The sequence below is a fragment of the Enterobacter sp. E1 genome (assembly GCF_016809815.1).
Taxonomy (GTDB): Bacteria; Pseudomonadota; Gammaproteobacteria; order Enterobacterales; family Enterobacteriaceae; genus Enterobacter; species Enterobacter adelaidei.
The window spans coordinates 458,803-482,088 of the sequence record NZ_JAFBJM010000002.1 but is presented as its reverse complement, the minus strand read 5'-3'; the positions used below and the strand labels follow the sequence as shown (position 1 = coordinate 482,088).

Here is a 23,286-nt window from a genome sequence, read left to right as displayed (position 1 = left end):
TTACTCCTGTTTTGCAAGGGTGGTGTCGGATTGCGTAACGGTGGCAATTTCCGCCGCGCGGTACTGTTTGTCCACGATACGCATGAAAGGTAGATACAGCATGGCGCCAATCAGTAGGTTGATAAGCTGCATGACGCTACCGCTGAGGTGTCCGGTGACGATAAAACCGCTGATGACGGGAGGCAGCGTCCAGGGGATAAACACCCCGGTAGTGACGGCAACCGCGCCAATTTTCATTGCTGCATACTGCACGGTGACCAGCACCAGTGGGACAAGATTGAAGGGAATGAGCATTATGGGATTCATGATCACCGGCAGGCCAAACAATATTGGCTCGTTGATGTTGAACACCGATGCTCCCGCGCCCAGTCGTGCGACTTCGCGCATATTTTTACTGCGGGCAAAAATGAGCATCGCAATCACCAGCGACAGCGTTGCCCCTGCGCCGCCCATCCAGATCATGTCAAAAAATTGCTCAGTGATGATGTGCGGCGGGGTTGTGCCGGCCTGGATAGCAGCGATGTTGTCGGTCTGGTTCTCCATCCACAGCGGGCGAATAATGCCGTTGATCATCGAGCCTGAGTTAATGCCCACTGACCACAGAATAGTGATGCTGAAGACGGTCATCAGCGCGCCAAAGTAAGAGGTGCCGTAGTGACGCACCGGTGTAGCAACGACTTCATAAATGAACTGGTGAATGGTGTTGTAGTGGGTATTTTCAAAGACGATGCGAATAATCAGCACCAGAATCATCACCAGCAGCGCCGGGATCAGCGCGGCGAACGACTCCTGCACCGCTGGCGGTACGCCATCTGGCATTTTGATGACCAGATTTTTGCGCTTCAGCCAGCAGAACAGCTCCGTCCACAGCAGCGAACCAATCATCGCCACAAACAGCCCTTTACTGCCAATCCACTCAACGGGTATCACGGTGATGCCGCCGTTTTCAGCCACTTTGATAAAGGGGGTCAGGATCAGGAAGGCGACCAGCGACAGAATACCGCAGGAGATGCGATCTTCACCGTAGTGCTCGGCCAGGCGAAACGCCACCAGGAAGCTGATGAACAGCGACATGGTCGAGAACACCGCATTAAACGGGATCTCGATAATGGCACTCCAGCTTTCACCAAAGGCCTGAGACATAAACTGCTGGTAGGTTTGATTCGGGAACGACGAGATCACCAGCAGAATAGAGCCGACGATGATAAATGGCATGAATGAAACGTAGGCACCGCGAATCGCACCCAGATGACGCTGCTGAGCCGTTTTGGCCGCCAGCGGCATCAGTTTTGCTTCAAGAAATCCCAGAACATTGTTCATTGTGAACTCCGTACAAGATTGAGTGGTGTTGTTTATGTTATGTGTGTGGATTATCAGTGAAGCGTGGCGAACGAAAGGTGAAATCGGTCACAAAGCATTCGTTGATGTTATATAAGTCTTATGAGATTAGTTTCATGGAGCTTTGCGATGGAAATTAAACTGCACGCCAATGCCACGACGACGCCACGTATTCGTCGCTACCTCCAGCAGTCTGATAAAAGCGACAGAGAGCTTGCAGTTGAGCTCGGGATCTCGGTGACCACCGTCAGGCGCTGGCGCAATCGCGAACAGGTTTCAGATAACCATACGACGCCAAAAGTGATACACAAAGCGATGAGACAAGAGCAGGTGGCTCTGGTCAATACGCTGCGTGACATACTGGGCGCACCGCTGGATGAGTTGTTGTTACTGGTGAATGATGTTCTGGGGATCCCCGTTTCGAGAGCGACCCTGAACCGTTATCTGAAGCCCGCCTCGGCAGCACAGAAGGGGGCACCGTTGCAGGGTAAAAAGGCGCTGAAAGCTGGCATCGTGCCGCATCAGCTGGAGTTACATCATCTGCCTTTGTCGCTGCATATGGACGATGGTGGGGAGCAACACCTGCTGTGGGCACGTGAGCCGGTGAGCGGCTGGTGTTTTGCCCGGCTTTACGCGGGCGTATCACCTCAGCTCCTGACCCGCTGGGTTCAGGCGTTACTTGAAGCGTGTCCGGCACTTATACAATCTATTGAGACTTTTGGTTTTGACATAACGCTGCCGGGGCAAGATATCGCCGTAAAAGTGCATGCGCAAAAACACAGCGCCGTACAGGTTGCAGCACCTTTACAGGACATTATCCCGCGCGTGAAAAGTGAACCTGCCGGAGAGTTGCTTATTCAGCTGTGCGAATTTTATAACCAGGGTAAAGCGCAGAAAAAGCTGGGAGACAGCACGCCGCAGGCGTTTTTGAACGCGCTGCGGCGGGGGAATTAGAGTATATCGAGTACGTCTTCCGGCGGGCGTCCAATGCGTGCGTGGCCGTTTGCCACGACTATCGGGCGCTCGATCAGCTTAGGATTTTCAACCATGGCCTGCACAAGCTCGGCCTCAGTGAGACGGGTGTCATCCAGATTGAGCGACTTATAGAGGTCTTCTTTCTGGCGCATCAGCTCTCTTGCACTTCCCATGCCCAGCATGTGCAACAGCTGGCGGATCGTCTGTGCGTCCGGTGGTGTCTCGAGATAGAGCACCACTTCCGGGTCAATACCGTTAGACTTCAGCAGGCTCAGGGTATCGCGGCTCTTGGAGCAGCGCGGATTGTGGTAAATTTTTACGGCGTCTGTCATGACGTGAATTCTCCTTTATTACATCTTCTCGTACGGCTTGAAGCGCTGTTGCAGGCCGCGAAGCTGATCGATACGCGCGTCGTAACGGGCCTGCTGGAGGCTGCCGAGTTTGACCTGCGCGCTGGCGCTGCTGAGCGCGGAAATAGCCTGGTCGAGGCGCCCCACCAGGGCAAAGCCTTCGGCACGCGCCGCCAGCTCCTGATCGCGGTTGCCCAGTTGGGCTTCCGCCTGAGCGAGCAGATCCCAGCCGTTTTGGTCGTCTTTATTATTAAAGGTATAGCGGTTCAGAATGGTCGCCGCTTCAGCAGGTTGACCACCCTGTAAGTAAGCGTTCGCCAGGTTAAGCTGCAGCACCGGGTTGGTACGTACGTCCTTCGCCCCTTTCAGGCGATTAATGGCATCGGTGGTTTTCTTCTGCCCCAGATCAATATCCGTCGAGAGATCGAGATACCACGGATTATTCGGGTCGGCGGCCAGAAGGGGTTGCAGCGCTTTACGCGCCTCGTCGTATTTGCTGGCTTCCATCGCTTGTAACGCCTGACCATACTGCGCGGCATTCTTTTCTCGCACGTTGCCTTTCGCCAGGGAGTCCAGCAGATCGCTGGTGAGCTGGTTGCGCCCGGAATTGTACATCCCCAGCGTTCTCACTTTCGCCATGTAGAAATCTTGCGACGACTGGACCACGACCGGGCGCATCTGGTTGGCACGGTTACGCGCATCCGACAGGCGACTTTCCGGTAAGGGGTGGGTGAGCAGAATTTCTGGTGGACGGGAAGAGTAACGTGCCTGATCGAGCAGTTTTTCCAGGAAGCTCGGCATGGCCTGAGGGTCAAAGCCAGAACGTTGCAGCACCTGAATCCCGATGCGGTCCGCTTCCTGTTCGTTTTGTTGTGTAAAGCTAATCATCCCCTGCCGCGTTCCCGCCAGAGTACCGGTTAATGCCGCCATCCCGGCCTGCGGGCTGGCCATTGCCAGCAAAATAGAACCCAGCGCTCCAACCCAGGTCAGCGGGGCGTTACGTTTCTGGTCTTCCATCGCTCGCGCCAGGTGGCGCTGGGTGACGTGCGAAATTTCGTGCGCCATAACGGAAGCCAGCTGACTTTCGTTATCGGAGTAACGGAATAATGCCGAATGCAGCACCACGTTGCCGCCAAAGAAGGCGAAGGCGTTGATTTCGTCATTATTGATTAAATAGAAGTGAAAGGGCGTTTTTACCGAGTCGGCATGCGCAACCAGACGCATCCCCAGACCGTTGATGTACTGAACAAGTAACGGGTCATTGATGAGCGGGGCGCTACCGCGCAACTGGCGAACGTAGTAATCGCCCATTTGCATCTCTTGCCCAATGGAGAGCGTGCTTCCTGCTGTGGTGCCCATGTCCGGCAATGAATCGGACGAGTCGGCAAAAGCGGGCAACACCTGACCGACCGTCAGTGCGGCAATCAGTGTCGCAACCAGTGTTTTTTTCAACTGCCTGAACATAACCACGGTCCTGTATGTTGGTTGTGCTAATTTGACCGATGAACCGGCATATCGTTCATCTCTGTTGCCTTGCGAGTGTAGCCGTGTTGCAGCATGAAGAAAATCCCATTCATCAGGCTTTTGCGATTCGTGACAGAGAGACAAAAAGCGAAAGTCTTTTTTGTGACAGTTAGATACAATTCACATTCTCACTCCCGCCATTCGATTCAGGGAAGGGTTGTATGCTCGAAATGTTAATGCAGTGGTATCGGCGTCGGTTCAGCGACCCGGAAGCCATTGCTTTGTTGGTTATTCTGGTCGCCGGATTTGGCATTCTGTTCTTCTTCAGCGGTCTTCTCGCCCCCCTGCTGGTGGCGATTGTGCTGGCGTATCTGTTGGAATGGCCAACGGCACGGCTGGAACATATCGGCTGTTCCCGTCGCTGGGCGACCAGTATCGTACTGGTGTTGTTTGTCGGCATTCTGCTGCTGATGGCGTTTGTTGTCATGCCGGTTGCCTGGCAGCAGGGAATTAACCTGATCCGCGATATGCCGGGCATGTTGAATAAACTTTCTGATTTTGCCGCCACGCTACCGCGTCGCTATCCAGCCCTGATGGATGCCGGGATTATCGACGCGATGGCCGAAAATATGCGCGCCCGCATCATGACCATGGGCGATTCGGTGGTGAAATACTCGCTGGCCTCCCTGGTCGGGCTGCTGACGCTGGCGGTTTACCTCGTGCTCGTCCCGCTAATGGTGTTCTTCCTGGTCAAAGATAAAGAGCAGATGCTGAACGCCGTCAGGCGCATTTTGCCGCGTAATCGCGGGCTGGCAGGGCAGGTCTGGGAAGAGATGAACCAGCAGATCACCAACTACATTCGCGGCAAAGTGCTGGAGATGATTGTGGTCGGGGTCGCGACGTGGATTGGTTTCCTGATCTTCGGCCTGAACTACTCGCTGCTGCTGGCGGTGCTGGTGGGCCTCTCAGTCCTTATTCCGTATATCGGTGCGTTTGTGGTGACCATTCCGGTTGTGGGCGTCGCGCTGTTCCAGTTTGGCCTCGGAACTGAGTTCTGGAGCTGCTTCGCGGTGTATCTGATTATTCAGGGGCTGGACGGTAATCTGCTGGTGCCGGTACTGTTCTCAGAGGCGGTGAACCTGCATCCGCTGGTGATTATCTTATCCGTGGTGATTTTTGGTGGGTTGTGGGGATTCTGGGGCGTGTTCTTTGCCATTCCGCTGGCAACACTGATTAAGGCCGTGGTTCACGCCTGGCCGGATGTGCCGGCGGTAGAAGACAAGTAGTTTTTGTGCGGCCTGATGGCCTCACCCCGACCCTCTCCCACGGGAGAGGGCGTAAACACTAAAAACGGCAACCTGGGTTGCCGTTTTGCTGTTTATCAGGCACTTTGTTTCAGCCAGTTCAATACCACATCGTGGTGATTGCTGGTTTTGAAGTCATCAAACACATGTTCAACTTTACCGTCAGCGTCAATCAGGAAGCTGATGCGGTGAATGCCGTCGTAGGTTTTACCCATAAATGTCTTCTCGCCCCAGACGCCGAACTGCTCGCACACCTGATGGTCTTCGTCAGAAAGCAGCGTGAAGTTCAGCAGCTCTTTCTCGGCAAATCGTGACAGTTTTTCTGGTTTATCGGTGCTGATGCCCAGCACTTCCACGCCGACTTTTTTCAACTCGCCCATGTTGTCGCGTAAGCCGCAGGCCTGTACGGTGCAGCCGGGGGTCATGGCTTTCGGGTAGAAATAGACCAGAACACGCTGTCCCTGGAAGTCGGTCAAATTTACTTGCTCGCCGTCTTGATCCGGTAAGCTAAATTTCGGTGCGATATCACCGGCTTTCAGTGGATTCATTACTCAACTCCATCCTGTTCGTGCTGCGAATAATTGACGACGCTTATACTGCCCTGCGCGTTTAATTCTGTACAGAGGGCTTTGAACGCTTGCTCGATATTTGACGCATCCTGTGAGGCAGGGCTGTGTGCGGTAATTTGAATAAAGAGCGTGGGAACGGCGCTTTCGTCGCCCGGTTGTGTACGGGAAACGAGCTCAGCGATGTTCATCTGATGGCTGTCAAACAGCGCGGTAAAGCGCTCAATCAGATGGGGGGAATCAGGGACTTCAACCTGCACCCATACGGTCGCCGGCATGGCCGGACGCGGGCGCGCGGTGGTACGTTTCATCACGATCAGCAAATCCAGCTCCGCACCTTTCAGTGGCAGGGTAGATTCGATAAGCGTAATCGCATTCCATGTTCCGGACAGCAGCATAATAAACGTGAACTCTTCGCCCAGCATCGCCAGGCGGCTGTCTTCGATATTACAGCCGCAACTGCTCACGTGACGGGTGATGGTGTTCACGATACCCGGCCTGTCGGCACCCAGCGCAGTGATAACCAGGTAATGTTGTGATGAGGTTGTCAAACCTGTTCTTCCTTTGCATGGTTAAGTCTTCCTAAGGAAAGCATAAAAAAAACATGCATACAACCGCCTGAGGGCCTCAGGTCGCTTGCTTTTATTACAGTTCCAAACGTACCATTGAGACTCTTGTTCGCACAGAGGATGGCTCATGTTCACGGGAAGTATTGTCGCGCTTGTAACACCGATGGATGAAAAAGGTAATGTCTGCCGGTCAAGCATGAAGAAGCTGATTGATTACCATGTCGCCAATGGAACCTCGGCGATCGTTTCGGTAGGGACTACCGGTGAATCTGCAACGCTGAGCCACGAAGAGCACGGCGATGTGGTCATGCTGACCCTGGAGCTGGCTGACGGACGTATTCCTGTCATCGCGGGGACAGGAGCTAATGCAACCGCAGAAGCTATCAGTCTGACCAAACGTTTTAATGACAGCGGCATTGTGGGCTGTCTGACGGTAACCCCTTACTACAACCGTCCTACTCAGGAAGGTTTGTTCCAGCACTTCAAAGCCATCGCTGAACATACTGACTTGCCACAAATTCTGTATAATGTGCCGTCCCGTACTGGCTGCGATATGCTGCCGGAAACCGTCGGTCGTCTCGCGGAAGTAAAAAATATTATCGGTATTAAAGAGGCGACAGGGAACTTAAGCCGCGTTCATCAGATCAAAGAGCTGGTTTCAGACGACTTTATCCTGTTGAGTGGTGATGATGCGACCGCGCTGGACTTTATGCAGCTCGGTGGTCATGGCGTGATCTCCGTAACGGCAAACGTTGCGGCGCGCGATATGGCTGAAATGTGCAAACTGGCAGCAGCGGGTCACTTTGATGAAGCGCGTGTCATTAATCAGCGTCTGATGCCGTTGCACAATAAATTATTTGTCGAACCCAATCCGATCCCTGTGAAATGGGCATGTAAGGAGTTGGGACTTGTAGCAACCGATACGCTGCGTCTGCCAATGACACCGATTACCGACCATGGTCGTGAAATCGTTAAGGCAGCGCTGAAGCATGCCGGTTTGCTGTAAAGTTTAGGGAGATTTGATGGCTTATTCAGTACAGAAGTCGCGCCTGGCGAAGGTTGCGAGTGTTTCGCTTGTTATGCTGCTCGCTGCCTGTAGTTCAGACTCGCGCTACAAGCGCCAGGTGAGCGGTGATGAATCCTATCTGGATGCGACCCCGCTTGCTGAACTTCACGCACCGGCTGGTATGATCCTGCCGATTCAGAACGGCGATTATAATATCCCCGTGACCAACGGCAGCGGCCTGGTCGGTAAAGCGCTTGATATTCGTCCACCAGCACAGCCTCTGGCGCTGGTAAACGGGGCGCGTACTCAGTTCACGGGTGATACGGCGTCTCTGATGGTTGAGAGCGCGCGCGGTAGCACCCTGTGGCCGCAGGTGGTGAGCGTCATTCAGTCGAAGAACTACACCATTGATAAACGTGATGACGCCAGCCAGACGTTAACCACCGACTGGATCGAATGGAACCGTCTGGATGAAGATCAGCAGTACCGTGGTCGTTATCAAGTCTCCGTTAAACCACAAGGTTATCAGCAGGCGGTTAACGTTAAGCTGTTGAACCTGGAACAGGCGGGCAAACCGGTTGCAGATGCATCCTCCCTGCAGCGTTACAGCACCGAAATGCTGAACGTGATTGCTGCGGGTCTGGATAAGACCGCGACTGATGCTGCCAACGCAGCGCAGAGCCGCAACGGCGTGACGTTCGACGTTCAGAGCGGTGCGGATGATACCGGTCTGCCAATGCTGGTTGTTCGTGCACCGTTTAACCAGACCTGGCAGCGCCTGCCTGCGACGCTGGAAAAAGTGGGCATGAAAGTGACCGACAGCACGCGTTCAACCGGCAGCATCACGGCAACGTATAAGCCGCTGTCTGACAGCGCGTGGCAGGAACTGGGCGCTAAAGATCCTCAGCTTGCCTCCGGTGACTACAAGATTCAGGTAGGCGACCTTGATAACCGCAGTAGTCTGCAGTTTATCGATCCGAAAGGTCACACGCTGACCCAGTCGCAGAACGATGCGCTGGTCGCTGTCTTCCAGGCGGCATTCAGCAAATAAATATGAGGGCTGGTTAATCCAGCCCTTTTTATTTTAGTGCTACGCAAACGTGTGCGTGGCATAATATCCCCAGTTTTGAACACAAATCATCACACCAGGAGTAATGAAGATGCAGAAGCAAGCTGAGTTGTATCGTGGCAAAGCGAAGACCGTATACAGCACGGAAAACCCGGATCTGTTGGTGCTCGAGTTCCGCAATGATACGTCAGCAGGGGATGGCGCACGCATTGAGCAGTTCGATCGTAAAGGCATGGTGAACAACAAGTTCAACCACTTCATTATGACTAAGCTGGCCGAAGCGGGTATCCCGACTCAGATGGAAGCGTTGCTGTCCGATACGGAATGTCTGGTGAAAAAGCTGGATATGGTTCCGGTTGAGTGCGTCGTTCGTAACCGTGCCGCGGGCTCCCTGGTGAAGCGTCTGGGCATTGAAGAAGGTATCGAGCTGAATCCACCGCTGTTCGACCTGTTCCTGAAAAACGATGCCATGCACGATCCGATGGTCAATGATTCCTACTGCGAAACCTTCGGCTGGGTGAATAAAGAGAACCTGGCGCGTATGAAAGAGCTGACCTATAAAGCCAATGACGTGCTGAAAAAACTGTTTGATGACGCGGGCCTGATCCTCGTCGACTTCAAGCTGGAGTTTGGCCTGTTCAAAGGTGAAGTGGTGCTGGGAGACGAATTCTCACCAGACGGCAGCCGCCTGTGGGATAAAGAAACCCTGGATAAAATGGACAAAGACCGTTTCCGTCAGAGCCTGGGTGGCCTGATTGAAGCGTACGAAGCCGTTGCTCACCGTTTAGGCGTTAAGCTCGACTAACTCCCTCAGTTGCCAAAGGATGTTCGCATCCTTTGGCGTCTTACCTTTGTTTCCTATGGTAATCTTGCCGTTAACCGCCTACGATCATAGCTATTATTAATGGAATAGTTCGAGGTGGTTATGCGCTGGCAAGGGCGTCGTGAAAGTGACAATGTAGAAGACAGACGCAGTGATGGCGGTGGCGGCCCTTCCATGGGCGGGCCCGGCTTCCGGTTACCCAGCGGGAAGGGTGGGATCATTCTGCTGATTGTGGTGCTGGTCGCGGGGTATTACGGGGTCGATCTCACCGGTTTGATGACCGGTCAGCCGTTGCAACAGCAGCAACATTCTCAGCGCTCCATCAGCCCAAATGAAGATGAAGCGGCCAAATTTACCTCTGTTATCCTCGCCACAACAGAAGACACCTGGGGTCAGTTGTTCGAGAAGATGGGGCGTTCCTACCAGCAACCGAAGCTGGTGATGTACCGCGGTGCAACCCGCACCGGATGCGGTACCGGTCAATCTGTGATGGGGCCGTTCTACTGCCCGGCAGATGGCACAGTTTATATCGATCTCTCTTTTTACGATGACATGAAGCGCAAGCTTGGCGCTGACGGTGATTTTGCCCAGGGCTACGTGATTGCGCATGAAGTCGGCCATCACGTGCAAAAGCTGCTGGGGATTGAGCCAAAAGTGCGTCAGCTTCAGCAAAATGCTTCGCAGGCTGAAGTTAACCGCCTTTCGGTAAAAATGGAGCTTCAGGCGGACTGCTTTGCCGGCGTCTGGGGCCATAGCATGCAGCAGCAGGGTGTTCTGGAGTCCGGCGATCTTGAAGAGGCGCTGAACGCCGCGCAGGCTATCGGCGATGACCGTCTTCAGCAACAGAGCCAGGGGCGCGTGGTGCCGGACAGTTTCACTCACGGTACATCGCAACAACGTTACAGCTGGTTTAAACGCGGTTTCGACAGCGGCGATCCGGCGCAGTGTAATACCTTCGGCAAAGCGATGTAATGGCGTCGTTTGAACAGCTGATCGGCGAGCTTGAGCGCACTGGTCAACGTCGGCTGGTGGTGCTGAGCGGTGATGAGCAATGGACATTATCGCAGGCTGCGGCTCTGCGAGAGACGTTACCTGGAGACTGGGTGTGGCTGGACGAACAGCCATCAAAAGCCATCAGTAGCCTGCTGGGACGCGAGTTCCGGCATGCTGTCTTTGACGCCAGCGCCGGGTTTGATGTCGCCGCGTTTGCCGCCCTGAGCGGAACGCTGAGCGCCGGAAGTCTTCTGGTGCTGCGTGTTCCGCCGCTCGCGCACTGGGCTGAACATCCCGATCAGGATTCCCTGCGCTGGAGCGATAGCGCCGAAGCGATAGCCACTCCGCATTTTGTCCGCCATTTTTGCCGGACCGTTGCCGCCGATCCCGATGCGATTGTGTGGCTTCAGGGGCATCCTTTATCGCTTCCTTCTTTTCCCGATGCCCCCGACTGGCTGCCTGCCAGCGGGGGACCGCAACGCGAGCAGGCTGAGATCCTCAATGTGCTTGAGGGGATGTCGCCTGGCATCGTGGCCGTCACCGCCGCGCGCGGGCGCGGAAAGTCAGCCCTGGCGGGAATGTTGCTGAATCGCATTGCGGGCAGCGCAGTGGTCACCGCCCCAGCGAAGGGGGCGACGGATGTTATCGCCCGTTTTGCAGGAGAGCATTTCAATTTTATGGCCCCGGATGCGCTGCTGGCCTCTTCGTTGCAGGCTGACTGGCTAATTGTCGATGAAGCCGCCGCGATCCCCGGCCCGCTACTTGAAAAGTTGGTTCTGCGTTTTCCTCGCGTGTTGTTGACCACGACGGTTCAGGGTTATGAGGGGACGGGGAGAGGGTTCTTATTAAAATTCTGTGCCCGGTTTACCGGATTGCAGCGTTTCAGCTTATCGGTACCGATTCGCTGGGCCGCGGGCTGCCCGCTTGAGCGGGTCGTCGCCAGCGCACTGCTTTTTGACGATACGCTTCTCGATCGCCACCCGGAAGGCGAGGTGCGTTTGACCTCTCTGGAACCGGAGGCGTGGGAACGCCAACCGGCACTTGCGACACGCGTTTACGAGCTACTCTGTGCGGCTCACTATCGCACCTCACCGCTTGATTTACGCCGCATGATGGACGCACCCGGGCAGCATTTTGCCGTCGCCCAGACAGACTCAGATATCGCCGGGGCGCTCTGGCTGGTGGATGAGGGCGGGTTATCACCCGAGCTTAGCCGCGCCGTCTGGGCGGGGTATCGGCGTCCTCGTGGAAACCTGGTGGCACAGTCTCTGGCAGCCCACGGCGGATCGCCACGGGCGGCCACGCTCAAAGGCAGACGGGTGACTCGTATTGCTGTACACCCTTATCGTCAGCGGGAGGGCATCGGTCAGGCGCTGATTCGCAACGCCAGCGGTGAGGATTATCTGTCGGTGAGTTTTGGCTATACCGATGAGCTTTGGCATTTCTGGCAGCAATGCGGGTTTGTACTGGTGAGGATGGGCAGCCATCGTGAAGCCAGCAGTGGCTGTTTTACCGCAATGGCGTTGCTGCCGCTGAGCAAGGCGGGGCATCAGTTGTGTGAGCAGGCGCAACTGCGTCTGCAGCGCGATACGCGGGTGTTATCGGCCTGGAACGGTGAAAAGATCCCGGTGGACGATGGCTGGGAAGCTACCCTTAATAATGACGACTGGCTTGAGCTGGCAGGGTTTGCCTTTGCGCACCGGGCATTTTCAACCTCCGTCGCTGCGCTAACGCGTCTGCTGCTGAGTGTGGACACGCCTCTCCCGGCACTGCGCGATAAGATGGCAGGGAAAGCGGATGACCTCGGGCGAAAAGCGTTGCTGGCAAAGCTCCGCAGCGAAACAGCGCAAGCGCTTGAAAGTCTGGATAAAGCGCGCTGTCAGCAGCTGAAAAACGCTATTTTGCAATGGCAATTTTTTCAATGACTTCTTCAGTAAAGTGGCATGGTCATTCCCGCCGGGAGGCGTAGAATCCAGGTCATCTATTAAGGAGATCACCATGAAACACGACCATTTTGTTGTTCAAAGCCCTGACAAACCGGCTAAACAGTTACTGCTGCTGTTTCATGGTGTTGGTGATAATGCCGTCAACATGGGCCAGATTGGCAGCTGGTTTGCGCCTGTTTTTCCGGATGCCTTGATTATCAGCATCGGTGGCATAGAGCCATGTGGCCCGAACGGTCGGCAGTGGTTCTCTGTGCAGGGCGTAACGGAAGAGAATCGTCAGGCTCGTATTGACGCCGTCATGCCAGCGTTTATTGATATCGTGCGCTACTGGCAGCAGCAGAGCGGCGTGGGGGCCGACGCCACCGCGTTGATTGGCTTCTCACAGGGATCAATCATGTCGCTGGAAAGCGTAAAAGCACAACCGGGTCTGGTGTCACGCGTCATTGCATTTAACGGTCGTTTTGCGACGTTACCGACGATCGCCACCACGCAGACGACGATCCACCTGATCCACGGTGGTGAAGACCGCGTGATTGAGCTCTCGCATGCAGTTGCCGCCCAGGAAGCGTTGATTCGCGAAGGTGGGGATGTGACGCTGGATATCGTTGACGATTTGGGGCATGCCATTGACGATCGCAGTATACAGTTTGCGCTCGACCATCTGCGCTATACCGTACCGAAGCACTATTTTGATGAAGCGCTCAGCGGCGGTAAGCCGGATGACAATGATATTGTAGAGTTTATGTGAGGTTATCCCCTCTCCTCAGGAGAGGGGAGCCAGACTGATTACTTCTTCTGGTCCTTCTTCGGCCAGTCGTCGTCATCGTCCCACTTGTCGTTAAAATCACGGTGTGGTGGCAGATCCGGCTTGTTAGCGAGAAATTTTTTATGGTCAACGCGCTTAAGATCTTTAATCACGTTAAGCAACACGCCAACCAGAAAAACTAACACCAAAATCCACCAGTATTTTGAAAGCCAATCCATTCGCTATTCCTCTCAGAGCGTTCGTCAGGCGACGAGTTGCTCCATAATGCGTTGATACATACGGGCCAGCAGTTGCAAATCTGCGGCATTCACACACTCATTGATTTTATGAATGGTCGCGTTCACTGGCCCCAGTTCGACAACCTGGGCGCCCATGCGGGCGATAAAGCGTCCGTCAGAGGTGCCACCCGTCGTCAGCAGCTGTGGCTTAATTTCATTATAGTGCTCGATGGCGTTCACTACCGCATCCACCAGTTTGCCACGCTGCGTCAGGAACGGCTGACCGGAAAGCCACCAGTCCACGGTGTAGCGCAGGTTATATTTCTCAAGCAGGGCGACAACACGCGCTTTGATCATCTCATCGGTCAGTTCAGTGCTGAAGCGGAAGTTAAACTGGACGAAGAAATCACCCGGGATCACGTTGTTGCTGCCGGTCCCGGCTTTGACATTTGCAATCTGCATACTGGTCGGTGGGAAGAACTCATTGCCTTTGTCCCACTCAATCGCCACCAGTTCGTTCAGCATCGGCGCTGCACGATGGACCGGGTTATCGGCCAGATGCGGATATGCAACATGCCCCTGAACCCCGTGAATGGTCAGGTTACAGGTCAGCGAGCCACGGCGACCATTTTTGACGACATCACCCACCACTTCAGTACTGGACGGCTCTCCGACCAGACAGTAGTCGAGACGCTCGTTTCGCGCCATCAGTGCTTCAACAACCTTCACGGTACCGTTATGGGCACTGGCCTCTTCATCTGAGGTGATTAAAAATGCGAGACGGTTTTTATGGTTCGGATGCTGGGCAACAAAACGCTCTGCTGCCACGACCATCGCCGCCAGAGAGCCTTTCATGTCTGCCGCACCGCGACCAAACAGCATGCCATCGCGGATGGTCGGTTCAAACGGCGGGTTAATCCAGCGATCCGCATCACCTGCGGGAACGACATCAGTATGCCCGGCAAAGGCCAGCGTTTCGCCCTGACCACGCCACGCCCAGAAGTTCTGGGTATCGCCAAAATCCATGCGTTCGACGGTAAAACCGATGGCACGCAGGCGCTCAATCATTAATGCCTGACAACCTGCGTCGTCCGGGCTAAGGGAAGGACGGCGAATAAGCTGCTGAGTCAGCTCAATGACCGGGCATGACATAAACTACACCTCAACGAAAAAAGTCGGAATAAAGGGTTTCACTGAAACCCAGCAGCATAGGCTGCCCGGGCGCGCAGAGCAATGGGCGTTTGATAATTGCCGGCATCTCGAGCATCAGTTTTGCCGCGCTGTCGGCGTTATTGATGCTGGCGCGCAGAGATTCATCCAGTTTACGCCAGGTGGTGCCGCGTGTATTCAGCAGGGCTTCCCATCCCAGTTCTTTGATGGCGTTATGCAGAAATTCTGCATCAAGCCCATCGGCGCGGTAATCATGGAAGCGGTACTCCACGTTGTTCGCGTCCAGCCAGCGGCGGGCTTTTTTGATGGTGTCACAGTTTTTAATGCCGTACATCACAACCATGGTGAATCCTTTTGTTCCTGTGGTGATAAAACGTTCAATAAATTCGAAGATATATCCTTAAGCAGAATATAACACATTCAAGAATTGTCTTAATTTACTCATCATCTTAATTCAACTCACACTTGTACGCTGAATATTCTTTAAACATTTAAGCATAGATGTCCATAAGGTTTAAATTGCCAATAAACTCAGTAAGTAAAATAAAACTCACCTGCTCGTATGGTTATTTCTAAATATTGCTTGCCGTCACAAAAAATTTAAGGTTCTCCGTTCATATTTATCATAATTCTCTGACAGTGGCGGGGTATAATCACAGCAATTGGTTAAATAGTCTTCACAATGATGATACGTTTTCGTAGAATGCGCATAATAATAAGAGAGGTTGTTATGATTGAACGTGAACTGGGGAACTGGAAAGATTTTATCGAAGGCATGCTTCGTAAATGAAATTCAGTGAGAATTGCAAGAGCACTTAAATAAGTAAAATAATCATAGTGTGAATTAATCACACAATAAAAAGGCGGCCGATAAAGCCGCCTTTTTTTATTTCAATCACTTACTCCGGGCGTTCCTTTAGCGGGAAGCGGCGACGCACCAGCACAAAGAACAGCGGAACGAAATAAATGGCCAGGATAGTGGCTGAAATCATGCCGCCCATAACTCCGGTTCCTACCGCATGCTGGCTGCTGGAGCCTGCGCCGGTGCTGGTTGCCATCGGCAGTACGCCGAAAACAAATGCCAGTGACGTCATCAGGATCGGGCGTAAGCGTTGGCGACAGGCGTGCAGCGTGGCAGCCATCAGTTCGTGGCCTTTAGCATTCATCTCGTTAGCGAACTCAACGATCAGAATGGCGTTTTTCGCCGACAAACCGATAACGGTGAGTAGCCCCACCTGGAAGTAAACATCGTTCTCCAGGCCGCGCATCCAGGTTGCCAGCAGCGCGCCGATGACCCCAAGGGGAACCACCAGCATGACGGAGAACGGAACTGACCAGCTTTCATACAGTGCGGCAAGACAGAGGAAAACCACTAGCAGCGAAAGCGCATAAAGCGCGGGAGCCTGCGCCCCGGAGAGTCGCTCCTGGTATGACATGGCCGTCCACTCCAGACCAAAACCTGCAGGTAGCTGTTGCACCAGTTTTTCCATGGTATCCATGGCGGTACCGGTACTGACGCCCGGCGCGGCTTCCCCGACGATTTCAACCGCAGAATAGCCGTTATAGCGTTCCAGACGTGGTGAACCACTCTCCCAGTGCGAGGTGGCAAAGGCGGAGAACGGCACCATGCCGCCAGTATTATTTCGCACAAACCAGCGATTAATGTCATCCGGCAACATGCGGAACGGCGCGGCGGACTGGACATACACTTTTTTCACGCGGCCGCGATCCATAAAGTCATTTACATAGCTCGACCCCCACGCCGTTTGCAGGGTGTCGTTGATGTCGTTGATTGAGACGCCCAGCGCCTGCGCCTTACGCTGGTCGATATCCACCTGGAGCTGCGGGCTGTCATCAAGACCGTTGTGACGAACGCGTGTCAGACCGGCATCCTTCCCCGCCAGCTCTAAGAGCTTATCGCGTGCCGCCATCAGCGCTGTGTGACCCGCTCCGGCGTGATCCTGCAACTCCATATCAAACCCGGCGGAGCTGCCCAGACCGCTAATCGCCGGTGGACTGCTGGCAAAGACGCGCGCTTCTTTGATATGTGCAAAGGCTTTCGTCGCGCGCTCAATAATGGCAAAGGAGGTTCCCGTTTTCGTGTCGCGCTCGTCCCAGTCTTTCAGGCGAACAAACATACGGGCGACGTTCTGCCCGTTTCCGCCAGGGCCGGAACCGACGGTGGAGAAGACCGATACAACGTTATCCTTCTCTTTCGTGAAGAAATACTGCTCCACTTTCTGAACCACTTTTAGCGTCTGCTGCTGCGTTGCGCCACTCGGGAGTTGCACCGAGGTGGTGAACATACCCCGGTCTTCCATCGGCAGGAATGAGGTCGGCAGATGGAGGAACAGCCAGACCATGCCGCCCAGCAACACCACATAAATCATCATCCAGCGCAGGCTGCGGTGAAGCACTCGCCCGACGGCAGATTCATATCGCGCGGCATTGCGGTTGAACATCCGGTTAAACCAGCCGAAGAACCCTTTTTGGCCGTGATGCTCCCCTTTGTGCAGCGGCTTCAGGATTGTGGCGCAGAGCGCGGGGGTGAGGATCAATGCGACCAGCACGGAGAGCACCATTGCCGAGACGATGGTTATCGAGAACTGGCGGTAGATCGCCCCGGTGGTGCCACCAAAGAAGGCCATCGGGATAAAGACCGCCGACAGCACCATCGCAATACCGACTAACGCCCCCTGAATTTGACCCATGGATTTGCGCGTGGCCTGGCGCGGGGAAAGGCCTTCCTCGCTCATAATTCGCTCGACGTTTTCGACCACCACAATGGCATCATCCACCAGAAGGCCAATCGCCAGCACCATTGCAAACATCGTCAGGGTGTTAATGCTGTACCCAAACGCGTAAAGCACCGCAAAGGTTCCCAGCAGGACAACAGGGACGGCGATGGTTGGGATCAGCGTTGCGCGGAAGTTTTGCAGGAACAGGTACATGACCAGGAACACCAGCGCGATCGCTTCCAGCAGGGTCTTCACCACATCTTCAATTGAGGCTTTGACGAAGGAGGTGGTTTCATAGGCGACTTTATATTCCAGCCCGTGCGGGAAATACTGTGAAAGCTCATCCAGCCGATCTAAAACCAGTTTCGCTGTGGCCATTTCATTGGCACCGGAGGCCAGTTTAATCCCAAGGCCAGAGGCCTGATTGCCGTTAAAGCGGCTCAGGTAGTCATACTTCTCTGCACCCATTTCCACCGTGGCGACATCACCCAGACGCACCTCCGAACCATCCTGATTCACGCGCAGGGTAATGTCGCGGAACTGCTCCGGGGTCTGAAGCAGTGACTGCGAATTGATGGTGGCATTCAGGGCTTGTTTATCGACGGATGGCGTCCCCCCTAGCTGCCCCACGGCAATCTGCGCGTTCTGGGCTTTGATGGCATTCGTTACGTCGGTTGCGGTCATCTGGTAGCTGTTGAGCTTGTTGGGATCGAGCCAGATGCGCATTGAGTATTGTGAGCCGTAAGCGTCGATATCGCCTACGCCGTTAATTCGGCTGATGGGGTCCTGGATATTACTGGCGACGTAGTCCGCAATATCCTGCTTATCCATGGAACCATCAGTGGAGACAAACGCGATGGTCAAAATGTTGGTATCACCGGTTTTACGCACGGTCACACCCTGGTTCTGCACCGCCTGAGGCAGCTTACGCATGGCCGACTGCAGCTGGTTTTGCACCTGCTGCACGGCTTCATCAGGATTGGTGCCGGCAGTGAAGCTAAGCGTGACCGTCGCCTGACCTGTTGCGCTGCTTTGCGAGGACATGTACATCAGGTTATCCAGACCCGTCATGTTCTGTTCGATAACCTGTGTCACGGTATTTTCCAGCGTCTGTGCGGATGCTCCTGGATAGTTGGCGGTGACGCGTACGTTAGGTGGTGCCAGATCGGGATATTGCTCAACAGGGAGTGACGTAATCGCCAGGACACCTGTCAGACATAACAGAATGGCCAGTACCCAGGCAAAAATGGGGCGATCGATGAAAAAATTCGCCATGAAAAAGTGACCTCGTTTTGCTGCACGTCATTATTGTTTATTGCCTGCATCACTTTAGCGGCAAGACGAAGACCAAACGTGGAGAAATAAAGGAGATAATGTAAATTATCATGCGCTTTTTCCTGCGCTTCCCCCTTTACCGTTATTTACCGGTTAACGGCGTGGGGACCGGGAACGTCACGCTGACCAGCGTGCCGCCGTTTTGCGGCTGCGAAAAGTGCAGCATTCCTCCGAGCCGTTGCGCGCGTTCACGCATAATATTCAACCCGTAGTGTCCCGCTGGTTCGCTGGCTTCGCCAATCCCGATGCCGTTGTCACGAATGCTGACGCTGTGCGTGCCATCCACGGAGGTCACGCAGCTCACGGTAATTTCACTGGCTTGTGCATGTTTAATCGCATTCAGCACCGCCTCACGCACGATCTGTAACAGATGCACCTGCTTTTGCGCATCAAGCGCCAGCGAGGAGAGACGACAGTCAAGATGTAGCTTTGCCTGCGTCTGGCTCTGCAGAACGTCGAGAGACTCCTGGAGTGCCGCAGGTAAATTTGCGTGGTTGAGCGTCAGGCGGAAGGTGGTGAGCAGCTCGCGCAACTGATGCCAGGCGTTGTTCAGCTCGCGGGAGAAGTCGGTGATGATGGTCTGTGCCGGGGCATTGTCCTGCGGCACCGCATGTTTAAGCAGCGTAAGCTGGATCCGCAGATACGACAGCACCTGCGCCAGCGAATCATGGAGTTCACGGGCGATGGTTGCGCGCTCTTCCATCAGCAGCAGCTGCTGGTAATGTTTTTGCGCCTCGTTAAAGTACAGCCCGCGTCCGAGCATCGTCGCCACACTTCTCATCAGCGGGAGAGGAACGCTGTCCGTCTCACTTTGCCAGCGCAGCTCACCATACAGCGTATCCTGCATCAGCACCGGCAGGTTTTGCAGTGGAATACCGCTCGTTTCTGTTCCTTCACACAGCCGCCAGTCATCGCTGGTGCGTAATTCCAGATAATTCATCTGCGTATAGTCATGGACGATCTGCAGGATATGCCGGAAACACAGGCTGTCAATTTGGCCGGTGTTCAGCGCCTGAGAGCATTTGAACAGCATTTCGAGCTGCTGATGGGCTTCATGCAAATGTCGCGTCTTTTCCGCCACCGAGGCTTCAAGCGAACGATAGAGAGTATGTAACTCGGCTGACATATGGTTGAAGGCGCGGGAGAGTTGGCCCAGTTCATTCGGCAGTGCGGTATCCGGGGCAGGGGTCTCAAATTCCCCTCGCTCAATCCGCTCGCTTGCCGCGACAAGATTGTTAAGCGGCAGCACTACCTGGCGACGGATGCGTCGCAGGGTAAACAGCGTCAGGAGCAGGATCCCAAGCGCGCCAGCCAGAGAGAGCAGGGTCACCGTCTGGATTTTATGTTCGGTGTAGTGCTGGAGGGCGAGCACAAAGGCATCAATACGGCCGACAAAATCTTCAATGTGGCTTTGATACCACGCGATGTCGCCGTGCGCGATGCGCGTATCCATCTCCAGCCAGGCGACGTGCAGCTGCTGATAGCGCTGTTTGACGTTGTCCGGTACGTACCAGCGGTTCAACTTTTCTAATGCCGGGGCGCTTAATGTCTTCTGCCAGTTCTCGCGGTGCGCCGCCAGAGACGGGCTGTTTCCCTGCATCTCATAGCCCAGGCGGTAGCTCTGCATGCGCAGCGAACCTGCGATGTTGATGGCTTCGGCATCTCGCTGGCTACTGGCCAGCGTCAGCAGCGCAGCGCTGCTTGTCAGAATGGATAACGCAATAATCGAAACGAAAGCCCAGGCAAGGCTGCCGGAAACAGGTCGTTTAACGGTCACAGAACGGCCCTCTGAATAAAATTGATCTGCCACAGGTTCACTTGAAATAGTTTGGCGTCCTGGGCATTTGAACATTGCCCGATCGCGCCGTAATGCGTAAATACCCTATTCATACAAAGAATAAGGTTATTGAACCAAAAACAGGTGTGGTTATGAATCGTTTTATTATGGCTAACGGCCAGCAATGCATTGGGTGTCGGGCCTGCGAAGTGGCCTGCGTGATGGCGCACAACGGCGAGCAGCATGTCCTGAGCGAGCGCCATTTTCATCCTCGTATCACGGTCCTGAAATTTGGCGAGACGAGAAGCCCCGTGACCTGCCATCACTGTGAAGCTGCACCTTGCGCGCAAAGTTGCCCGAACGGTGCCATCAGCAAATGCGATGACAGCGTACAGGTGAATCAACAAAAATGCATCGGTTGTAAAGCCTGCGTGGTGGCTTGCCCGTTTGGCACGATGGAGATTATCGTCACCCCGCTTGAAAACGGCAGCGTGAAGGCATCGGCGAATAAATGCGATCTCTGCCTGACGCGCCCACAAGGCCCGGCCTGTATTGAAAATTGCCCGGCAGATGTCCTTTCGCTGGCGACGTCTACCGTGCTGGATAATCTGGCCAAATCGCGCCGACAGCGCACTGCCAGTCTGGAGGCGCAGCCCTGGCATGCGGAGGCTGTCAGAGAGGTTATTTCGCAAACCAAACTGCAGCGGATGCAAACGACCCCGCCACGCGGTGAACCTGACAAGCTTACTGCCGCAGAACGCGTTAACCATTTTAACGAAATTTACCTGCCGTTCCGGGCTGCACAGGCCAGTCGTGAGGCATCTCGATGCCTGAAGTGCGGAGAGCACAGCATCTGCGAGTGGACCTGTCCGCTGCACAACCATATCCCGCAGTGGATTGAGCGCGTCAATGCGGGGGATATTGCGGGTGCCGTTGAGCTTTCTCATCAGACCAACTGTTTACCCGAAATTACCGGTCGCGTCTGTCCGCAGGACCGATTATGTGAAGGGGCCTGCACGCTGCACGATAGCGCGGGTTCAGTCACCATAGGGAATATTGAGCGCTATATTTCTGACCAGGCGCTGGCGATGGGCTGGAGACCGGATATGAGCGGCGTTACTCCGGTGGACAAGCGGGTTGCGATTATCGGGGCAGGGCCTGCCGGGCTGGCCTGCGCCGATGTGCTGGTGCGTAATGGTGTCAGCGTGACGGTTTATGACAGGCATCCGGAAATTGGCGGTTTGCTGACCTTTGGTATCCCGGCATTCAAGCTCGACAAATCACTGCTCGCGCGACGCAGAGAGATATTTACCGCGATGGGGATCCGCTTCGAGCTGAACTGCGAGGTGGGTCAGGACGTGTCGATGTCTCAGTTGCAGGACGACTTTGATGCGCTGTTTATTGGCGTGGGAACCTATCGCTCGATGAAAGCGGGGATACCGCATGAAGACGCGCCAGGCGTCTATGACGCATTGCCTTTCCTTGTGGGCAACACGCGCCATGTTATGGGGCTGGAGGCGACGGCCAGTGAACCGTTTATTGATACTCACGGGTTAAACGTCGTGGTGCTTGGGGGAGGAGACACGGCGATGGACTGCGTCCGTACTGCGTTACGCCACGGCGCGGCGAAAGTCACCTGCGCCTATCGTCGGGATGAGGTCAATATGCCCGGCTCGAAGAAAGAGGTGAAGAATGCCAAAGAAGAGGGCGCGGCGTTTGAATTTAACGTCCAGCCGGTTGAGTTGACGCGTGATCCAGACGGCAAGGTCAATGGCATCCGGATGCTGCGTACCGAACTCGGCGAACCGGATGCGCAGGGACGGCGTCGACCTGTTCCGGTGGCGGGCAGTGAGTTTGTGATGCCTGCTGATGCAGCGATCATGGCGTTTGGTTTTAACCCACACGCTATGCCGTGGCTGCAGGCGCAGGGTGTCGAAACGGATGACTGGGGGCGAATTGTGGCCTCGGTAGAGAGTCATTATCGTTACCAGACGACCAACCCGAAAATCTTCGCGGGTGGCGATGCGGTGCGTGGGGCGGATCTGGTGGTGACCGCGATGGCGGAAGGGCGTCATGCGGCACAAGGAATACTCGACTGGCTTGGGGTTGGGGCGTCGAAACATCGTTAACCGGCGGGCGACAAAGCGGGAGCCACGGCGTAGTATAGGACGACTCATTGTGCCGTGGAGCCCGTATGACCCTGAAAATTGACGTTATCAAAGACAAAATTCTCTCTGAAAACTACTTTGTCCTGCGTAACATCACCTATGATCTTACACGTAACAACGGTGAAGTGATCCGCCACAAACGCGAGGTCTATGACCGCGGTAATGGGGCAACTATTTTGCTCTATAACCGCGAAAAGCAGAGTGTGGTGCTGATCCGTCAGTTCCGGGTTGCAACATGGGTTAATGGCAACCCTGATGGTCGTTTGATTGAAACCTGTGCCGGCCTGCTTGATGATGACGAGCCGGAAGTGTGTATCCGCAAAGAGGCCGTAGAAGAGACCGGCTTCGAAGTGGGTGAGGTCAAAAAGGTCTTCGAGCTGTTTATGTCCCCAGGCGGCGTAACGGAAATTGTGCATTTCTTCATTGCGGAATACAGCGATGCGCAGCGGACTCACCGGGGCGGTGGTGTCGAAGATGAAGATATCGAAGTGCTGGAGCTCCCCTTTTCTCGTGCGCTGGAGATGATGCGTTCAGGCGAAATCAGGGATGGCAAGGCTGTGATATTACTGCAGTATTTACAAACAACCGGGCTGATGGACACTGCTTTCGAACGGATGTAGATGATTTTTCGGGTATATCTGATAAATCCGATTGAGCAACCCCGGTGGTAACCCGAAGATACTGCCCAGTTAAGCGTTTTCGTTCCGGGAT

The 23,286-nt window shown here is 54.6% G+C and carries 21 protein-coding genes; 11 read left to right on the top strand and 10 right to left on the bottom strand.

The window, feature by feature from the left end; all coding sequences use genetic code 11:
- On the bottom strand, nucleotides 1-1,320 hold the full coding sequence (celB, locus tag JGF26_RS08430) for a PTS cellobiose transporter subunit IIC (protein WP_028016129.1): 1,320 nt from the start codon (nucleotides 1,318-1,320) through the stop codon (nucleotides 1-3).
- A gap of 147 nt (nucleotides 1,321-1,467) precedes the next feature.
- Between celB and JGF26_RS08425 the strand changes: the two genes are divergently transcribed.
- Nucleotides 1,468-2,292, top strand: coding sequence for an XRE family transcriptional regulator (locus tag JGF26_RS08425; RefSeq protein WP_134707683.1), 825 nt, complete (start codon nucleotides 1,468-1,470; stop codon nucleotides 2,290-2,292).
- Here JGF26_RS08425 and arsC read toward each other — a convergent pair.
- Nucleotides 2,289-2,645, bottom strand: coding sequence for an arsenate reductase (glutaredoxin) (arsC, locus tag JGF26_RS08420; protein WP_108090874.1), 357 nt, complete (start codon nucleotides 2,643-2,645; stop codon nucleotides 2,289-2,291). The two genes, JGF26_RS08425 and arsC, sit on opposite strands and share 4 nt — an antisense overlap.
- 18 nt (nucleotides 2,646-2,663) lie before the next feature.
- Nucleotides 2,664-4,127 (bottom strand): beta-barrel assembly-enhancing protease, encoded by a 1,464-nt coding sequence (gene bepA, locus JGF26_RS08415; RefSeq protein WP_028016132.1) that lies wholly within the window; start codon nucleotides 4,125-4,127, stop codon nucleotides 2,664-2,666.
- A gap of 221 nt (nucleotides 4,128-4,348) precedes the next feature.
- Here bepA and JGF26_RS08410 point away from each other — a divergent pair, with 221 nt between their 5' ends.
- Nucleotides 4,349-5,413 carry an AI-2E family transporter gene (locus JGF26_RS08410; RefSeq protein ID WP_028016133.1) on the top strand — a complete coding sequence of 355 codons (1,065 nt, stop codon included), beginning with the start codon at nucleotides 4,349-4,351 and terminating at the stop codon, nucleotides 5,411-5,413.
- 95 nt (nucleotides 5,414-5,508) lie between these two features.
- Here the strand turns inward: JGF26_RS08410 and bcp are convergent, their stop codons facing one another.
- Nucleotides 5,509-5,979: a thioredoxin-dependent thiol peroxidase gene (gene bcp, locus JGF26_RS08405; protein WP_134707684.1), complete on the bottom strand. Its 471-nt coding sequence runs from the start codon at nucleotides 5,977-5,979 to the stop codon at nucleotides 5,509-5,511.
- Nucleotides 5,979-6,548: a glycine cleavage system transcriptional repressor gene (locus tag JGF26_RS08400; RefSeq protein WP_028016134.1), complete on the bottom strand. Its 570-nt coding sequence runs from the start codon at nucleotides 6,546-6,548 to the stop codon at nucleotides 5,979-5,981. Before JGF26_RS08400 ends, bcp begins: the two co-directional genes overlap by 1 nt.
- A 145-nt stretch (nucleotides 6,549-6,693) precedes the next feature.
- Between JGF26_RS08400 and dapA the strand changes: the two genes are divergently transcribed.
- The 6 genes from dapA to ypfH all read left to right on the top strand — a co-directional run bounded on the left by dapA (nucleotide 6,694) and on the right by ypfH (nucleotide 13,151).
- Complete coding sequence (gene dapA / locus JGF26_RS08395; protein ID WP_049007810.1) at nucleotides 6,694-7,572, top strand: 4-hydroxy-tetrahydrodipicolinate synthase; 879 nt, start codon at nucleotides 6,694-6,696, stop codon at nucleotides 7,570-7,572.
- Between the two features lie 16 nt (nucleotides 7,573-7,588).
- Nucleotides 7,589-8,623 carry an outer membrane protein assembly factor BamC gene (bamC, locus tag JGF26_RS08390; protein ID WP_028016136.1) on the top strand — a complete coding sequence of 345 codons (1,035 nt, stop codon included), beginning with the start codon at nucleotides 7,589-7,591 and terminating at the stop codon, nucleotides 8,621-8,623.
- A gap of 109 nt (nucleotides 8,624-8,732) precedes the next feature.
- Nucleotides 8,733-9,446, top strand: a complete 714-nt coding sequence (purC, locus tag JGF26_RS08385) for a phosphoribosylaminoimidazolesuccinocarboxamide synthase (RefSeq protein ID WP_014071282.1) — start codon at nucleotides 8,733-8,735, stop codon at nucleotides 9,444-9,446.
- A 120-nt stretch (nucleotides 9,447-9,566) separates the two neighbouring features.
- Nucleotides 9,567-10,436, top strand: coding sequence for a neutral zinc metallopeptidase (locus tag JGF26_RS08380; RefSeq protein ID WP_049007811.1), 870 nt, complete (start codon nucleotides 9,567-9,569; stop codon nucleotides 10,434-10,436).
- Nucleotides 10,436-12,382: a GNAT family N-acetyltransferase gene (locus tag JGF26_RS08375; RefSeq protein WP_134707685.1), complete on the top strand. Its 1,947-nt coding sequence runs from the start codon at nucleotides 10,436-10,438 to the stop codon at nucleotides 12,380-12,382. Before JGF26_RS08380 ends, JGF26_RS08375 begins: the two co-directional genes overlap by 1 nt.
- 73 nt (nucleotides 12,383-12,455) lie before the next feature.
- Nucleotides 12,456-13,151, top strand: a complete 696-nt coding sequence (gene ypfH, locus JGF26_RS08370) for an esterase (RefSeq protein WP_028016139.1) — start codon at nucleotides 12,456-12,458, stop codon at nucleotides 13,149-13,151.
- A 38-nt stretch (nucleotides 13,152-13,189) separates the two neighbouring features.
- Here the strand turns inward: ypfH and JGF26_RS08365 are convergent, their stop codons facing one another.
- From JGF26_RS08365 to JGF26_RS08355, 3 genes are read right to left on the bottom strand one after another with little or no spacing between them, the layout of a single operon-like run.
- On the bottom strand, nucleotides 13,190-13,387 hold the full coding sequence (locus tag JGF26_RS08365) for a YpfN family protein (protein WP_014171111.1): 198 nt from the start codon (nucleotides 13,385-13,387) through the stop codon (nucleotides 13,190-13,192).
- 24 nt (nucleotides 13,388-13,411) lie between these two features.
- Nucleotides 13,412-14,539, bottom strand: a complete 1,128-nt coding sequence (gene dapE, locus JGF26_RS08360) for a succinyl-diaminopimelate desuccinylase (protein WP_028016140.1) — start codon at nucleotides 14,537-14,539, stop codon at nucleotides 13,412-13,414.
- A 10-nt stretch (nucleotides 14,540-14,549) separates the two neighbouring features.
- Entirely contained in the window at nucleotides 14,550-14,900 is a 351-nt protein-coding gene (locus tag JGF26_RS08355) for an ArsC family reductase (RefSeq protein WP_049007813.1), read from the bottom strand.
- A gap of 387 nt (nucleotides 14,901-15,287) precedes the next feature.
- Between JGF26_RS08355 and ypfM the strand changes: the two genes are divergently transcribed.
- Nucleotides 15,288-15,347: a protein YpfM gene (ypfM, locus tag JGF26_RS08350; RefSeq protein WP_015572204.1), complete on the top strand. Its 60-nt coding sequence runs from the start codon at nucleotides 15,288-15,290 to the stop codon at nucleotides 15,345-15,347.
- A 109-nt stretch (nucleotides 15,348-15,456) separates the two neighbouring features.
- On the opposite strand, the gene acrD is transcribed toward ypfM, so the two are convergent.
- Nucleotides 15,457-18,570 carry a multidrug efflux RND transporter permease AcrD gene (acrD, locus tag JGF26_RS08345; protein WP_049007814.1) on the bottom strand — a complete coding sequence of 1,038 codons (3,114 nt, stop codon included), beginning with the start codon at nucleotides 18,568-18,570 and terminating at the stop codon, nucleotides 15,457-15,459.
- A 142-nt stretch (nucleotides 18,571-18,712) separates the two neighbouring features.
- Nucleotides 18,713-20,407, bottom strand: coding sequence for a nitrate/nitrite two-component system sensor histidine kinase NarQ (gene narQ, locus JGF26_RS08340; RefSeq protein WP_134707686.1), 1,695 nt, complete (start codon nucleotides 20,405-20,407; stop codon nucleotides 18,713-18,715).
- Nucleotides 20,408-20,559: 152 nt separating this feature from the next.
- On the opposite strand from narQ, the gene aegA reads away from it, so the two are divergent.
- A complete protein-coding gene (aegA, locus tag JGF26_RS08335) occupies nucleotides 20,560-22,536 on the top strand; it encodes a formate-dependent uric acid utilization protein AegA (protein WP_134707687.1) in 1,977 nt (658 codons plus the stop codon).
- A 65-nt stretch (nucleotides 22,537-22,601) separates the two neighbouring features.
- Nucleotides 22,602-23,195: a GDP-mannose pyrophosphatase NudK gene (gene nudK, locus JGF26_RS08330; RefSeq protein ID WP_028016145.1), complete on the top strand. Its 594-nt coding sequence runs from the start codon at nucleotides 22,602-22,604 to the stop codon at nucleotides 23,193-23,195.
- Nucleotides 23,196-23,286 lie beyond the last annotated feature (91 nt).

What these genes read in the sequence shown, in the direction of transcription:
- JGF26_RS08365 (WP_014171111.1), bottom strand. Translation starts at nt 13,387, where the DNA reads ATGGATTGGCTTTCAAAATACTGGTGGATTTTGGTGTTAGTTTTTCTG.
- JGF26_RS08355 (WP_049007813.1), bottom strand. Translation starts at nt 14,900, where the DNA reads ATGGTTGTGATGTACGGCATTAAAAACTGTGACACCATCAAAAAAGCC.
- JGF26_RS08425 (WP_134707683.1), top strand. Translation starts at nt 1,468, where the DNA reads ATGGAAATTAAACTGCACGCCAATGCCACGACGACGCCACGTATTCGT.
- bamC (WP_028016136.1), top strand. Translation starts at nt 7,589, where the DNA reads ATGGCTTATTCAGTACAGAAGTCGCGCCTGGCGAAGGTTGCGAGTGTT.
- dapA (WP_049007810.1), top strand. Translation starts at nt 6,694, where the DNA reads ATGTTCACGGGAAGTATTGTCGCGCTTGTAACACCGATGGATGAAAAA.
- ypfH (WP_028016139.1), top strand. Translation starts at nt 12,456, where the DNA reads ATGAAACACGACCATTTTGTTGTTCAAAGCCCTGACAAACCGGCTAAA.
- bcp (WP_134707684.1), bottom strand. Translation starts at nt 5,979, where the DNA reads ATGAATCCACTGAAAGCCGGTGATATCGCACCGAAATTTAGCTTACCG.
- JGF26_RS08380 (WP_049007811.1), top strand. Translation starts at nt 9,567, where the DNA reads ATGCGCTGGCAAGGGCGTCGTGAAAGTGACAATGTAGAAGACAGACGC.
- JGF26_RS08375 (WP_134707685.1), top strand. Translation starts at nt 10,436, where the DNA reads ATGGCGTCGTTTGAACAGCTGATCGGCGAGCTTGAGCGCACTGGTCAA.
- purC (WP_014071282.1), top strand. Translation starts at nt 8,733, where the DNA reads ATGCAGAAGCAAGCTGAGTTGTATCGTGGCAAAGCGAAGACCGTATAC.
- dapE (WP_028016140.1), bottom strand. Translation starts at nt 14,539, where the DNA reads ATGTCATGCCCGGTCATTGAGCTGACTCAGCAGCTTATTCGCCGTCCT.
- JGF26_RS08410 (WP_028016133.1), top strand. Translation starts at nt 4,349, where the DNA reads ATGCTCGAAATGTTAATGCAGTGGTATCGGCGTCGGTTCAGCGACCCG.
- nudK (WP_028016145.1), top strand. Translation starts at nt 22,602, where the DNA reads ATGACCCTGAAAATTGACGTTATCAAAGACAAAATTCTCTCTGAAAAC.
- celB (WP_028016129.1), bottom strand. Translation starts at nt 1,320, where the DNA reads ATGAACAATGTTCTGGGATTTCTTGAAGCAAAACTGATGCCGCTGGCG.
- arsC (WP_108090874.1), bottom strand. Translation starts at nt 2,645, where the DNA reads ATGACAGACGCCGTAAAAATTTACCACAATCCGCGCTGCTCCAAGAGC.
- bepA (WP_028016132.1), bottom strand. Translation starts at nt 4,127, where the DNA reads ATGTTCAGGCAGTTGAAAAAAACACTGGTTGCGACACTGATTGCCGCA.
- aegA (WP_134707687.1), top strand. Translation starts at nt 20,560, where the DNA reads ATGAATCGTTTTATTATGGCTAACGGCCAGCAATGCATTGGGTGTCGG.
- acrD (WP_049007814.1), bottom strand. Translation starts at nt 18,570, where the DNA reads ATGGCGAATTTTTTCATCGATCGCCCCATTTTTGCCTGGGTACTGGCC.